General features: G+C 40.9%; 15 protein-coding genes and 1 pseudogene. 15 read left to right on the top strand and 1 reads right to left on the bottom strand.

Features of this window, described 5'->3' with window-relative positions; genetic code table 11:
• Nucleotides 1-180: 180 nt before the first annotated feature.
• The 3 genes from fliE to fliG all read left to right on the top strand — a co-directional run bounded on the left by fliE (nt 181) and on the right by fliG (nt 3,317).
• Nucleotides 181-522, top strand: coding sequence for a flagellar hook-basal body complex protein FliE (fliE, locus tag FH971_RS13780; RefSeq protein WP_140234683.1), 342 nt, complete (start codon nt 181-183; stop codon nt 520-522).
• A gap of 70 nt (nt 523-592) precedes the next feature.
• Nucleotides 593-2,272 (top strand): flagellar basal-body MS-ring/collar protein FliF, encoded by a 1,680-nt coding sequence (gene fliF / locus FH971_RS13775; RefSeq protein ID WP_167496105.1) that lies wholly within the window; start codon nt 593-595, stop codon nt 2,270-2,272.
• Complete coding sequence (gene fliG / locus FH971_RS13770) at nt 2,265-3,317, top strand: flagellar motor switch protein FliG (RefSeq protein WP_140234681.1); 1,053 nt, start codon at nt 2,265-2,267, stop codon at nt 3,315-3,317. Before fliF ends, fliG begins: the two co-directional genes overlap by 8 nt.
• Nucleotides 3,318-3,336: 19 nt before the next feature.
• Here the strand turns inward: fliG and FH971_RS20710 are convergent.
• Nucleotides 3,337-3,555: pseudogene (locus tag FH971_RS20710) on the bottom strand (hypothetical protein).
• A 178-nt stretch (nt 3,556-3,733) separates the two neighbouring features.
• Here FH971_RS20710 and fliH point away from each other — a divergent pair.
• The 12 genes from fliH to flhB all read left to right on the top strand — a co-directional run bounded on the left by fliH (nt 3,734) and on the right by flhB (nt 14,051).
• Complete coding sequence (gene fliH, locus FH971_RS13760; protein WP_140234680.1) at nt 3,734-4,870, top strand: flagellar assembly protein FliH; 1,137 nt, start codon at nt 3,734-3,736, stop codon at nt 4,868-4,870.
• A 10-nt stretch (nt 4,871-4,880) separates the two neighbouring features.
• Nucleotides 4,881-6,221: a flagellar protein export ATPase FliI gene (gene fliI, locus FH971_RS13755; RefSeq protein WP_140234679.1), complete on the top strand. Its 1,341-nt coding sequence runs from the start codon at nt 4,881-4,883 to the stop codon at nt 6,219-6,221.
• A 5-nt stretch (nt 6,222-6,226) separates the two neighbouring features.
• On the top strand, nt 6,227-6,673 hold the full coding sequence (gene fliJ, locus FH971_RS13750) for a flagellar export protein FliJ (protein ID WP_140234678.1): 447 nt from the start codon (nt 6,227-6,229) through the stop codon (nt 6,671-6,673).
• 300 nt (nt 6,674-6,973) lie between these two features.
• A complete protein-coding gene (locus tag FH971_RS13745; protein ID WP_140234677.1) occupies nt 6,974-8,500 on the top strand; it encodes a flagellar hook-length control protein FliK in 1,527 nt (508 codons plus the stop codon).
• A gap of 96 nt (nt 8,501-8,596) precedes the next feature.
• Complete coding sequence (fliL, locus tag FH971_RS13740) at nt 8,597-9,124, top strand: flagellar basal body-associated protein FliL (protein ID WP_140234676.1); 528 nt, start codon at nt 8,597-8,599, stop codon at nt 9,122-9,124.
• A gap of 29 nt (nt 9,125-9,153) precedes the next feature.
• Nucleotides 9,154-10,182: a flagellar motor switch protein FliM gene (gene fliM / locus FH971_RS13735; RefSeq protein ID WP_140234675.1), complete on the top strand. Its 1,029-nt coding sequence runs from the start codon at nt 9,154-9,156 to the stop codon at nt 10,180-10,182.
• Nucleotides 10,183-10,192: 10 nt separating this feature from the next.
• Nucleotides 10,193-10,576: a flagellar motor switch protein FliN gene (gene fliN, locus FH971_RS13730; RefSeq protein ID WP_140234674.1), complete on the top strand. Its 384-nt coding sequence runs from the start codon at nt 10,193-10,195 to the stop codon at nt 10,574-10,576.
• Between the two features lie 105 nt (nt 10,577-10,681).
• The gene (gene fliO, locus FH971_RS13725; RefSeq protein WP_371833641.1) at nt 10,682-11,068 is read left to right on the top strand and encodes a flagellar biosynthetic protein FliO; all 387 of its coding nucleotides are present in this window, start codon (nt 10,682-10,684) and stop codon (nt 11,066-11,068) included.
• On the top strand, nt 11,061-11,819 hold the full coding sequence (gene fliP / locus FH971_RS13720) for a flagellar type III secretion system pore protein FliP (RefSeq protein WP_167496026.1): 759 nt from the start codon (nt 11,061-11,063) through the stop codon (nt 11,817-11,819). The genes fliO and fliP overlap by 8 nt, the downstream gene beginning before the upstream one ends.
• A gap of 12 nt (nt 11,820-11,831) precedes the next feature.
• A complete protein-coding gene (fliQ, locus tag FH971_RS13715) occupies nt 11,832-12,101 on the top strand; it encodes a flagellar biosynthesis protein FliQ (RefSeq protein WP_137226489.1) in 270 nt (89 codons plus the stop codon).
• 3 nt (nt 12,102-12,104) lie between these two features.
• On the top strand, nt 12,105-12,908 hold the full coding sequence (gene fliR / locus FH971_RS13710) for a flagellar biosynthetic protein FliR (RefSeq protein WP_140234673.1): 804 nt from the start codon (nt 12,105-12,107) through the stop codon (nt 12,906-12,908).
• A 9-nt stretch (nt 12,909-12,917) separates the two neighbouring features.
• The gene (gene flhB, locus FH971_RS13705) at nt 12,918-14,051 is read left to right on the top strand and encodes a flagellar biosynthesis protein FlhB (protein WP_140234672.1); all 1,134 of its coding nucleotides are present in this window, start codon (nt 12,918-12,920) and stop codon (nt 14,049-14,051) included.
• Nucleotides 14,052-14,088: the final 37 nt, after the last annotated feature.

Raw genomic sequence — 14,088 nt, 5'->3', positions numbered from 1 at the left:
TAAATTAGATTGATACCGCTTTATATACCAACAAATAACCTATTCCATTATGTGAATAGGTTATTTTTGCCTTCCTACTTTCTATCTTTCTCCTGTTATTTAACATCTTGGCATCTAAATTGCTTTAACTCTTTATTAGTTATTATTGTCGTCAAAAAATCGACGAAAGGGAGTTACACCATGCAGATTAGCGCAAATCCATTAATGCAAGAAATGCAGTCACTTCGTGGCGAAATAGCTCCTTCTATTGGTTCATCTATTCGTCCTAACCTAACCCAACAAGTGAATAACACGACGGGAGCTGATTTTAGTCAGCTACTGTCTCAAGCCGTGGGTACGGTTAATGGATTGCAGCAAACATCAGCAAATTTGGCCACTCGTTTAGATATGGGCGACACCACTGTGTCCTTGTCTGATACCGTTATTGCGCGTGAAAAAGCTGGTGTTGCGTTTGAGGCAACGGTGCAGGTACGTAATAAGCTGGTCGATGCTTATAAAGAAATTATGAATATGCCTGTTTAGTGCAAACGTTTTTAAGCACTAAATTACATAACATCATCAGATATAGCAGGTACGTATTGTGAGCACAGATATAATGGTAGGTTCAGATTCAACAGTTGATGACGGAGTCCAGCAAGAGAATAAATCTGGATTGCTTGGCGGTGCAGGTGGTGCCGACATGATGCGTCAAGTGATCATGATTCTGGCATTGGCAATCTGTCTTGCGTTGGCGGTTTTTGTGATGATGTGGGCGCAGGAGCCTGATTATCGCCCATTGGGTAAAATGGAAACCGCAGAAATGATCCAGGTCTTAGATGTTCTCGATAAAAACCAAATCGATTATCAAATAAATGTTGATGTGGTGAAAGTGCCTGAAGATAAATATCAAGATGTAAAATTACTGCTTAGCCGTGCGGGAATTCAAAGTAGCACTCAAGCAAATGACTATTTAAGTCAAGACAGTGGTTTTGGTGTAAGCCAGCGCATGGAGCAAGCTCGCTTAAAGCAAAGCCAAGAATCCAATTTAGCCCGAGCGATAGAAGAGTTAAAAAGTATTAGTCGTGCCAAAGTGATTTTAGCATTACCGAAAGAAAACGTTTTTGCTCGTAATGCGTCTAAACCAAGTGCGACTGTGGTGGTGAGTGTTCGTCGTGGCGGTTTAGGCCAGGAAGAGATTGATGCGATTGTTGATATTGTTGGCTCTGCAGTACAAGGGCTGGTTCCTTCACGCGTAACAGTAACCGATTCAAATGGCCGTTTACTTAATTCTGGTAGCCAAGATGGCACCTCTGCAAGAGCTCGTCGTGAGTCTGAGTTGGTACAACAAAAAGAAGCTGAATATCGTAATAAAATTGAATCAATATTGATGCCTATTTTAGGGCCTGAGAATTTTACCACTCAAGTCGATGTCAATATGAACTTTACCGCAGTGGAACAAACAGCTAAACGTTTCTCGCCTGATTTACCTGCTATTCGCAGTGAAATGACGATTGAACGTAACTCATCTGGTCAAGGTATTGGTGGAATTCCTGGTGCGTTAAGTAATCAACCTCCAATGGAGTCTGCTATTCCAGAAGTAGCAGGTGAGGCTTCTAGTTCTACCACTTCAGGAGACTCTTCAAAAGAAGCCACGCGAAATTATGAATTAGACACAACGATAAGCCATACACGTCAGCAAATTGGTGTTGTACGCCGTGTGAGTGCATCTGTTGCAATTAACTTTAAGCCCGGTCAAGTTGATGAGAATGGCCAAGTATCACGGGTGCCAAGAACAGAACAAGAGTTGACCAATATTCGCCGTTTATTAGAAGGTGCGGTAGGTTTTAGTACTCAACGTGGTGATGCTCTCGAAGTGGTTACCGTTCCCTTTATGGATCAGTTAATTGAAGAATTACCAGAGCCGGATATGTGGGAGCAGCCTTGGTTTTGGCGAGCGATAAGATTGGCTTTAGGTGCACTTGTTATTTTAGTGCTTATTTTAGCTGTGGTTCGACCTATGCTTAAGAAGCTAACAAATCCGAATGGGGTAGAGATGCCTGATGATGTGCGTCCTGGACATGAATTAGCCGAAATTGAAGATCAATATGCCGCAGACACCTTAGGTATGCTTAATACTACAGAGGCGGAATACAGTTATGCTGATGACGGATCAATTCACATACCTAATTTGCATAAAGATGATGATATGATTAAAGCAATTAGAGCTCTCGTGGCCAATGAGCCAGAACTTTCCACTCAAGTAATTAAGAATTGGTTACAAGACAATGGCTAATGAAAAAAAAGAAAAAACCGAAAAAGCGGCAGTTGCGGGTTTCGATCCAGAGTCTGTCACTGGCGTCGAAAAAACAGCTATTTTACTGCTGAGTTTGAGTGAAGCAGATGCTGCGTCAATTTTAAAACACTTAGAGCCTAAGCAGGTGCAAAAAGTGGGCATGGCGATGGCGGCTATGGACGAGTTTGGCCAAGAAAAAGTCATCGGGGTTCATAAATTATTTTTAGATGATATTCAAAAATATTCGTCTATTGGTTTTAACAGTGAAGAGTTCGTCCGTAAGGCGTTGACCGCTGCGTTGGGTGAAGATAAAGCCGGTAATTTGATTGAACAAATTATCATGGGTAGCGGCGCTAAAGGACTTGATTCGTTAAAATGGATGGATGCACGTCAAGTAGCAACGATCATTCAAAATGAACATCCTCAAATTCAAACTATTGTATTGTCGTATTTAGAACCCGATCAAGCCGCTGAAATTTTTAGCCAGTTTCCAGAGAATACCCGCTTAGATTTAATGATGCGTATTGCTAATCTTGAGGAAGTTCAACCTGCAGCATTGCAAGAGTTGAATGACATTATGGAGAAACAATTCGCTGGTCAAGGTGGTGCTCAAGCCGCGAAGATGGGGGGCTTGAAAGCAGCTGCCAATATTATGAATTATCTTGATACTGGGGTTGAAAGCCAGATCATGGAAACGATGCGCGACACTGACGAAGAAATGGCACAGCAAATCCAGGACATGATGTTTGTATTTGAAAACCTTATTGATGTGGATGACCGTGGTATTCAGGCCTTATTACGTGAAGTGCAGCAAGATATTCTGATAAAAGCGCTTAAGGGTGCTGATGATGGACTGAAAGAGAAACTTTTGGGTAATATGTCTAAGCGTGCGGCTGAACTGTTGCGTGATGACTTAGAAGCCATGGGACCGATTCGTATTAGTGAAGTTGAAGTGGCACAAAAAGAGATTTTATCTATTGCTCGTCGTCTCAGTGACAGTGGTGAAATTATGTTAGGTGGCGGTGGTGGTGACGAATTCTTGTAACCAATAACAATCATTAGCATCATGATATGAGTGGTTTCTCTATTGGATTGCTCTGGGTTATGTTAGGGCCAGTTGATCTTTCAAGGTTGTTTTTGCAGCGAATTGTTGGTCATTTGTACAAGGCAGAGACTTTGTGGTGTAGTTATTCTACATAAAAAGTCGATAACGCAGTAAAAATGACCAACAAACGCTGCCCGAAGGGTTCGGCTAAAAACGTTTTACTCTTTGTTGAGCGAATTTAGCTTAGATTGCTAGGCAGCAATCCGCTCGCCTCGATTAAAACGTTTTTATCTCGAACAAAATTTAACCTGCAAAGATCAACAGACCCTAGTATATTTACCATGAGCGCCACACTATAATGTGATGCCCTGTTGTTTGCTTTGAAACCATGACTTCAACAATATAAGTGATCCATTATGCCAGAATCAAAATCACCTAAAAAGGTACTTAATGCGGATGATGAGCATGAGTTTCATCATTGGCAATTACCTGATATTACTCAAGATCGTAGTCAAAGTCCTTCAAATTTATTTGGTAAGTTTTCTGGAAGTCATACACCAGACCCTGTGACCGAGTCGAGCCAACCTATGGCTCCACCAACTATGGCGCAAATTGAAGAGATCCGAGCTGCGGCAGAACGAGAAGGTTTTGAACAAGGTAAGCAAGACGGTTATCAACAAGGATTAGAACAAGGGCGTTTAGAAGGACTAGAGCAAGGACATCTTGAAGGTTTTACTCAAGGTGAGCAACAAGGATTAGAAACTGGTCAAGCAAAAGCCAATGAACTTGGTGAACAACTAAATCACATTATTAATCAATTTGAGCAACCATTATCAATACTCGATGACGAAATAGAAGCAGAGCTGCTTGCCATGACGTTAAGCCTTGCAAAAGCGGTTATTGGCCATGAACTTAAGACGCATCCAGAGCATATCTTATCGGCTTTACGTCAAGGTGTTGACGCACTTCCACTAAAAGAACAACTGGTTAAAATTCGCTTGAATCAAACTGATTCGGAAATCGTGAATCAAAGCTTTAGTGCTGAACAGCTGCAAAAAAATCAGTGGCAGATTGATATTGATCCGACATTATCAAATGGTGATTGTATGCTCCACAGTGTTCGTTCATCTGTCGATTTACGAGTTGAACAACGCATCAATCAAGTGTTTAGCGAGTTAGATGCTCAGTCAAATCAGTTAGCCAAAAATGTAAAACAACAAAAGGCCACTCATCCTCAATACCAAACCACATCAGTCGACAATTTAAGTGAACATCAACACACTGCAGAGCTTGCCGACAGGGATATTGGTAAAGAAATGGATGATGGCGTTAGTGATATGTCTGGCACCGACAGTTCAGTTCAACATCAGGCTATCCAAGACGATGTTACCGAAACGACTGAGTCTGTGGTGGATAAAAAAAGGGATCCACCTTCAGCATCAATTGATGTTGACCAAGTTGTTGCTCCTAATACAAGTCCTGATGTAAGTGACGATCCCGTGCGAGCTGATAAAGCGGATAATATTCAGCCTCCACAGAATGACTTATCTTAAGGAAACACTGATGAGTACTCGTCAACATAAACTATTTAATAAATTTGCGGTACATCATAAGCATGTATTACCGCTGCGACCTGTTGCAAGTGGTCAGTTAGTTAGGGTGGTTGGTTTAACACTCGAAGCCACTGGGTGTCGTGCGCCGGTGGGGAGTTTATGTTCTATTGAGACTATGGTGGGTGAGTTGGTAGCTGAAGTCATAGGGTTTGATGACAAGCTACTTTATTTAATGCCTATTGAAGAGCTAAGAGGTGTGTTGCCCGGAGCTCGAGTTCAACCACTTGGTGAGCAATCGGGATTAAATGTTGGTTTATCATTACTTGGTAGGGTTTTAGACGGTAGTGGTGTGCCATTAGATGGTCTAGGTCCGCTTAATACCGATCAACATGCTGCACGTCATGGTCCTTATATTAATCCATTATCTCGACGCGCGATTACTGAACCGTTAGATGTTGGTGTTCGCGCGATTAATTCAATGTTGACTGTGGGTAAAGGTCAGCGTATGGGTTTATTTGCCGGTTCCGGTGTGGGTAAAAGTGTACTATTGGGCATGATGACTCGAGGATCTAAAGCCGACATTATTGTGGTGGGTTTAGTAGGTGAGCGTGGTCGAGAAGTTAAAGAATTTATTGAAGAAATCTTGGGTGATGAAGGCCGTGCGCGCTCTGTTGTGGTGGCTGCGCCTGCAGATACATCTCCATTAATGCGTTTACGGGCTTGTGAAACGTCCACTCGTATCGCTGAGTATTTTAGAGATTTAGGTTACGATGTTTTATTACTCATGGATAGCCTGACCCGTTATGCGCAAGCGCAGCGAGAAGTGGCGTTAGCGGTAGGCGAGCCGCCTGCCACTAAAGGATATCCACCTTCAGTATTTGCTAAACTTCCACGTTTGGTTGAGCGAGCAGGTAATGGCGGCGCAGGACAAGGTTCTATTACGGCATTTTATACTGTATTGACCGAGGGTGATGATCAACAAGATCCTATTGCTGATGCTTCAAGGGCTATTTTAGATGGTCACATTGTGTTGTCTCGCCAACTTGCCGATTCGGGTCATTATCCTGCTATTGATGTGGAAGCATCGATTAGCCGTGTCGCACCTATGGTTATTAGTGTGGAACATCTAGAAGCGATGCGTAAAGTTAAACAGATGTATTCTTTATATCAGCAGAATCGTGACCTTATTTCAATTGGGGCCTATTCTCAGGGCAGTGATCCTCGGATTGATAATGCAATCCGCTTACAACCCGCAATGAATGCTTTTTTACGTCAGGGATTTAAAGAGCCTGTGACATTTGAAGACAGTCGAGTAATGTTGACTCAAATAGCTGCACAGTGTCAGGGATAACATAAATGACTCGAACTGATCCCCTATTAACAGTACTGAAGTTAGCCACTTCTGCAGAAGAACAGGCGGCATTACAGCTTAAATCTGCACAATTTGAAAAACAAAAACGCCAAGGTCAGCTAGATGCATTGAACAATTATCGTTTAGATTATATGAAACAGATGGAAGGGCATGCAGGAACGACGTTACGGGCAAATCAATATCATCAATTTCATCAGTTTATTCGTCAAGTAGATAGTGCGATAACACAGCAAGTTTCAGCGGTTCAAGATGCCGAAAAGCAAGTCGGTTATCGTCAAGTTCATTGGCAAGAAAAACAACAAAAGCGTAAAGCGGTTGACATGTTATTGGCCCAAAAAGCCAATAAAGCGATGGTACTAGAAGCCAAACGCGAGCAAAAAATGTCAGATGAATTTGCTATGCAGCAATATTTCCGTCAAAAAAAGAAATAGTCTTTCTTAACCTAATCTAAATATCACTTATACTCCGTTCTCCGCATTTTTATTGTTTATCGTCTTTAATTTAAAGATTGTTAGTCAATAAATATTGGCACCTAAATTGCTTAACATTATAAATATAAGTAGAAATCGTCAGTGAAGCGACAGTACATAGCTCACTAGTAAGTTTTACAATGAACTTTTTCATCGTCTTTTGCATCGCCAGAAGACTAATATTGCGCGTATAGAGTTTCATTGACACGTGGTTATTAGACGATAAATTACCTAACTTTGTTTAATTGAGTGGAGCAGATTATGCAGCAGGTCAACAATATTTTACTCGGCGGTAGCAGTAAATCTGCTGATGTGAGTATGAAAGGAAACATGCAAGATGTTGATAATAAATCATTCTTATCTGCTTTAGATCAAGCAAACGAATCCAATCTTGCTACACAACGTAACGCTAATACAACGAAGAACTCGTTTAATACCGAAGTTGAAAAAGCGAATGTCGATATTGGCACTGAGTATTCTTCAGAAGAAAATGCCGATGCGGAAATGATTTTTGCGCAGCTTAATATGGCTGACTCATTGAATAACCGTAATGCCGCCGACGGAAAAGACTTGCCGCTCGGCGAGATGACCGAAGGTGATTTTGACGCGACTCTTTCATCCGCGTCTGGAAACGACGTTGTTGTTAATAATTCTATTGATACGATTGATTTACCAGTTGATTTTGCAACTGCCACAGAAGCTCTTTCTCAGCTCAGTACTGAAGACCTAGATAAGATTATGGCATTTGCCAATTTGTCTTTAGAAGATTTACAAGCGCTAGACAACCAGGCGTTAAATAAATTAATTAGTGAATTTAATTTACAATCACTGGGTGCTGATGCTTCTAATTTAGCCATGATGGATACCTCTGTTGATAGCAAAGATGGTGAATCTGGCGATTTGGTTAATGACGATAAACAAAGTGATATTGATAAGTCGGTGGCCGCAAGCGTAGCGATACCTGGACAGGCCAGTGCTAGCGGTGTAAGTACAGCAAATAATTCATTAAACTCTAGAGTTAATGGTTCGGCAACATCACTTGAATCTGCATCAACAACGACGGCAATTGATCCTAAAACTATTTTAGGAGATAAAACCCGCATTGATGGCAATATTCAATTGGATGCAGATAGTGCCAAAGTATTGGCAAAAGCTGATTTTGCCGTGGTACTGGATTCCTTAGCGGTAAAACGCACTTCAGCTGATGTGTCTGTTAACATTCATCAAGTTAACTTGGGAATGGATGCATTAGCCAGCGTGAGTGATACTGACAATAAAGCGCTACAAAATCTGAGTAGTTTGACTCCTGCACATAAAAGTGATGTACCACAATTTCAGTTATCGTTAAGAACACAAGGCGAGGCTGGTGTGCAGATGCAAGAGATGATCCAACGCTTTTCTCCTGTGATGAAACAACAGTTGATAACCATGGTGAGTAATGGCATTCAACAAGCTGAAATTCGTCTTGATCCACCTGAACTTGGGCATTTAACGGTTAAAATTCAAATCCAGGGCGACCAAACACAGGTGCAGTTCCATGTTGCCCAGTCGCAAACCCGTGATATTGTTGAGCAAGCTATGCCTCGATTACGAGATATGCTATCTCAAGAAGGATTACAATTGACTGATAGTCATGTTTCACAAGGTGATGAGGAAAATGAACAACAAGGTCAACCAAGTGATCAACGTGATGGCGACAGCCAATTGGATGAAATTTCAGCACAAGAGGTTAGCTTGATGACAAATCCGTCAAGGAGTTTACATTCAGCTATAGATTATTATGCTTAAGTAGGTAACCTATAGCAATAATATGACTTTTTGATAACAGCTGGTTATTCTGCTACGTCTTAATGTTAACCACTATGTTGATTAGGAGCCACTATCATGGCTGATCAAGAACAAGAATTAGAGTTTAATGATACTGCTGACGGCGGTAAGAAGAAAAATAAACTGATCATCTTTGGTGGTATTGGTTTAGTGGTTGCCTTATTAATTGCTGGCGCAGTGTGGTTTTTTATGGGCTCGGATGAAGCTATCCCAGTTGATGGTGGAGAAGATTCTGTCGCATCTCAATCTGATTCAAAAGATAATGTAGAAGCCGATTATGTTGGAATGCCGAGGCCATTTTTATTCAATTTACCCGGTGCTGACAGGGCTAGGCTTGTCGAAATAAAAGTTCAATTAATGGTGCGTGGTGAAAATGACAGTGTGCTTGTCCAAAAACATATTCCATTAATTGAAGATGCATTATTAACCACTTTTAGTGCTGCTGATGTGCAAAAGTTGAGTACCCAAGCTGGTAAAGATGAGTTACGCCAGTTAGCGTTGCTTAATGTTCAAAATACGCTACAACCAATAACAGGAAAGAAAATCGTTGAAAAAGTCCTGTTTACTGGCTTTGTAATGCAATAACCAAAAGCATTAACTGCTAAGGCGATTATGTGAGTGATTTATTAAGCCAAGATGAGATTGATGCGCTATTACATGGTGTCGACGATGTTGATGATGATGACATAGAAGAAGATAGTGCTGATGCGCGTTCTTATGATTTCTCATCTCAAGATCGAATTGTACGTGGCCGTATGCCCACGCTTGAAATTGTTAATGAACGATTTGCACGCCATTTGCGGATCAGCATGTTTAACATGATGCGTCGTGCTGCTGAAGTGTCTATTAATGGCGTTCAGATGCTAAAATTCGGCGAGTATGTGCATACTTTATTTGTTCCAACCAGCTTAAACATGGTGCGATTTAGCCCTCTTAAAGGCACCGCCTTAATCACCATGGAAGCACGATTAGTCTTTATTCTTGTTGATAACTTTTTTGGTGGCGATGGTCGTTTTCATGCCAAAATTGAAGGCCGTGAATTTACGCCAACAGAACGTCGCATTGTACAGTTGTTGCTTAAAATTATTTTTGAAGATTATAAAGAAGCTTGGGCGCCGGTAATGGATGTTGAGTTTGAGTATCTCGACTCTGAAGTGAACCCTGCGATGGCGAATATTGTTAGCCCAACAGAAGTCGTTGTTATTAATTCGTTCCATATTGAAGTTGATGGCGGTGGTGGTGATTTTCATATCACTATGCCGTATTCAATGATTGAGCCAATACGAGAGTTATTGGATGCGGGTGTCCAAAGTGATAAGCAAGATACTGACATGCGCTGGTCGCAAGCTTTACGTGATGAAATCATGGATGTGCAAGTGGGCTTTGATGCCAATATTATAGAGCATGAAGTAACACTGCGTGACGTGATGGGATTTAAAGCGGGTGATATTATTCCAATTGAATTACCTGAGCATATTATGATGCGAATCGAGGATTTACCCACTTATCGATGCAAGCTGGGTAAATCGCGCGATAATTTAGCATTAAAAATTAAAGAAAAAATACCGCGGCCAGAGACTGTTAAGTCAGAACTGCAGTTAGTGACTCGCAAAGGCAAGTCGCGTGATATTTCAGATTTATAAGGTGAAGTAAATGAGCACAGAAGATACAGGTGATGACTGGGCTGCAGCAATGGCAGAGCAGGCGATCGAAGAAGCTGAACAGGTTGAGCTTGATGAGTTAGTTGATGACTCTAAACCCATTACTAAAGAAGAAGCTGCAAAGCTCGATGGTATTTTAGATATTCCAGTGACTATTTCTATGGAAGTAGGCCGCAGTTTTATCAGTATTCGTAATCTACTACAGCTGAACCAGGGGTCGGTAGTCGAGCTTGACCGTGTAGCGGGTGAGCCTCTAGATGTAATGGTTAACGGTACCTTGATTGCCCATGGCGAAGTTGTGGTAGTGAACGATAAGTTTGGTATTCGTTTAACTGATGTGATTAGTCAGACCGAGCGAATTAAAAAGCTAAAATAACCACATTCATTAACGCAGCAAATTATATAGTTATATTCGATTTGCTGAGTTGATTCCACATACTAAGGAATTAAAGTGGCGAATATGATACAAATGCTTGGCATCATGAGTGAGGCATTGAGCTCACCTGAAGTGTCAAGCTCGCTGGCCAATAATACCGTTGCGAAAACTAATGAAGTGTCAAATGTTGCCACATTAGCCAATATGGTTGGTGGCTTGATTGTGGTATTAGCGCTAATATTTTTATTAGCTTATATTGTAAAACGTCTTAAATTAGTGCCATCAAGTGGTGGTGTCATTAAAACCGTTGCTGTTACGTCGGTAGGACAACGTGAAAAAGTGGTATTAGTCGAGGTTAACGGCCAACAATACTTACTTGGCGTGACCTCACAACAGATTAACCTCATTGATAAGCTCACCAACCCTGTCGACATTCCCATATCTTCGTTTGCAAATCGTCTAAAACAAGCTAAGGACAGCAATAATGAATAAGTGCACTACAGTGTTAATCTTGCTTGTAGCACTAATTGCAATCGGGCTATCTCCTTCTGCATTTGCTCAGGATGGTGTATTACCTGCATTAACGGTTACCACAGGAGCTGATGGCACAACTGAATATTCGGTAACGATGCAAATTTTATTGCTAATGACAGCAATGAGTTTCATCCCCGCTATGGTTATCATGCTGACATCTTTTACCCGTATTATTGTGGTGTTATCGATATTGAGACAAGCCCTAGGTTTACAGCAAACTCCTTCAAACCAAGTATTGATTGGCATTAGTTTGTTTATGACATTTTTTATTATGGCGCCAGTATTTGATAAAATTTACGCTGAAGCCGTTGAACCTTATATCAATGAAACATTAACATTGACTCAGGCTTATGATGTCGGCAAAGAACCGATTAAAAAGTTTATGTTATCGCAAGTGAGAACCACAGATTTACAAACGTTCATTGAAATATCTGGCTATAAAGATATTCAATCACCTGAACAAACGCCAATGAGTGTTGTTATTCCAGCATTTATTACCAGTGAGCTTAAAACTGCATTCCAAATTGGTTTTATGTTGTTTGTACCATTTTTGGTACTCGATTTGGTTGTGGCCAGTATTTTAATGGCAATGGGTATGATGATGTTGTCGCCGATGATCGTATCACTGCCGTTTAAAATTATGTTGTTTGTACTTGTTGATGGTTGGGGTCTTGTTATGGGGACTTTAGCGAACAGCTTCGGAATATAAGGCGCTTAAATTATGTCTCCAGAATCGCTAATTGATATTTTCCGAGAAGCACTATCTGTTATTGTACTTATGGTGTCAGCGATTATTTTACCCGGCTTATGTATCGGTTTAGTTGTGGCGGTCTTTCAAGCTGCGACATCAATTAACGAGCAAACCTTAAGTTTTTTACCCCGTTTATTGGTAACGTTATTTGCATTGATGTTTTTAGGTCATTGGTTAGTGCAAACCATGATGGAATTTTTTATCGAGATGGTAAATCTCATTCCACAAGTGATAGGTTAAGTCATGGATATTTTGTTTGATGAAATAAGTCAAACAATTGCTGCCTATTTATTGCCATTTTTTCGTATTTCATCCATGTTGATGGTAATGGTTGTCTTTGGCGCCAATACAACTCCAACTCGAGTTAGGCTGATGTTATCCGTTGCGATAACGATGGCTGTTGCGCCCATTTTACCCCCGATTGAAAATGTCGAATTAATGGCATTGAGTTCTGTTTTTGTCATTTTGCAACAAATGCTAATAGGGGTCTCTATGGGGTTTGTAACCTTAATGGTAATGCAAACATTTGTGTTAACGGGACAGATTATTGGTATGCAAACCAGCTTAGGTTTTGCCTCTATGGTTGATCCGGGTTCTGGTGCACAAACACCTGTAGTCAGTAACTTTTTTCTCTTACTCGCAACATTGATTTTTTTGGCTGTAGATGGTCATTTATTGATGTTTAAAATGCTGGTGGCCAGTTTTGAATCTATTCCAATTTCAAATCAAGGTATCTCAATCGCCAATTATCGCGCTCTTGCTGAATGGGGCGGTTTTATGTTTGGCGCAGCATTAACTATGTCTATTTCGGCTATTATTGCCTTGTTATTAATTAATTTATCATTTGGTGTGATGACTCGAGCGTCACCTCAATTGAATATTTTCTCTATTGGTTTTCCAGTCACCATGGTCAGTGGTTTATTTATTTTATGGTTAACATTGGGGCCCATCATGGAGCATTTTGATGAAGTCTGGTCAGCTGCACAGTTACTTCTGTGTGATATTTTGCTGCTGCAATGTCCACTTGATAGTTCTGTAGTTTTCTAGGGGGCATTCATGGCAGAAAGTGATAGTGGTCAAGAACGCACCGAGGAGCCCACAGGAAAGCGACTTGAGCAAGCTCGTGAAAAAGGTCAGGTCGCTCGTTCTAAAGAGCTCGGTACCGCAGCGGTACTTATTGCCGCATCGGTTGGTTTTTCGATGACAGGGCCTGCAATTGCCAAAAGCCTTTATAATATTATGAAGCAAATTTTTTCCATGGAACGCGACCAAATATTTGATACCAACTCTATGTTTCGGGTGTGGGGAGTTGTTGGAAATGAGTTAGCCTGGCCATTAATGAGTTTTATTGCTTTACTGGCATTTGTCTCTTTTTTGGGCAATATCGTTTTAGGCGGTATGTCTTTTTCGGTCAAAGCGTTTATGCCTAAGGGCAGTAAATTAAACCCAATGAACGGTTTTAAACGCATGTTTGGTACTCAAGCCTTGGTTGAGCTTGCTAAGGGAATAGCTAAATTTTTGGTAGTGGCATTATCGGCTTATTTTCTCCTAAGTTTTTATTTTTATGATATTTTAACCCTGTCTGGCGATCACCTACCTGGTAATGTTTACCATGCTTTAGATTTACTTATTTGGATGTTTATCCTGCTATGCTGTTCAATGCTATTTATTGTTATTATTGATGTGCCCTTTCAAATTTGGAATCACAATAAACAACTGAAAATGACTAAGCAGGAAATCAAAGATGAATATAAAGATTCAGAAGGTAAGCCTGAAGTTAAAGGTCGAATAAGACAGATGCAGCAAGAGTTGGCACAGCGACGTATGATGACTGAAGTGCCTAATGCTGATGTTATTGTGGTTAACCCTGAACATTATGCGGTGGCAGTTAAATATGACGTAAAACGTTCGTCAGCACCATTTTTACTCGCTAAAGGCGTTGATGACGTTGCTTTTAGGATCCGAGAGATTGCTCGTGAGCATGATATTGCTATTGTTTCTGCACCACCACTAGCTCGCGCTATTTACCATACCACTAAGATTGATCAACAAGTGCCTGAAGGTTTATTTACCGCTGTAGCTCAAGTATTAGCGTATGTATTTCAACTAAGACAATACCAAAAAGGTAAAGGCCGTCGACCTAAAGCTATCCCACTTAACCAGCCTATCCCAGATGATTTGAAGCATTAATCACCACTCAATTAGCTTATGTTGTGCAATAACTAAT

The organism is Shewanella polaris, assembly GCF_006385555.1.
GTDB lineage: Bacteria > Pseudomonadota > Gammaproteobacteria > Enterobacterales > Shewanellaceae > Shewanella > Shewanella polaris.
Note: the sequence above shows the minus strand (reverse complement) of the source record. Positions and strands in the feature narration are given on the sequence as shown.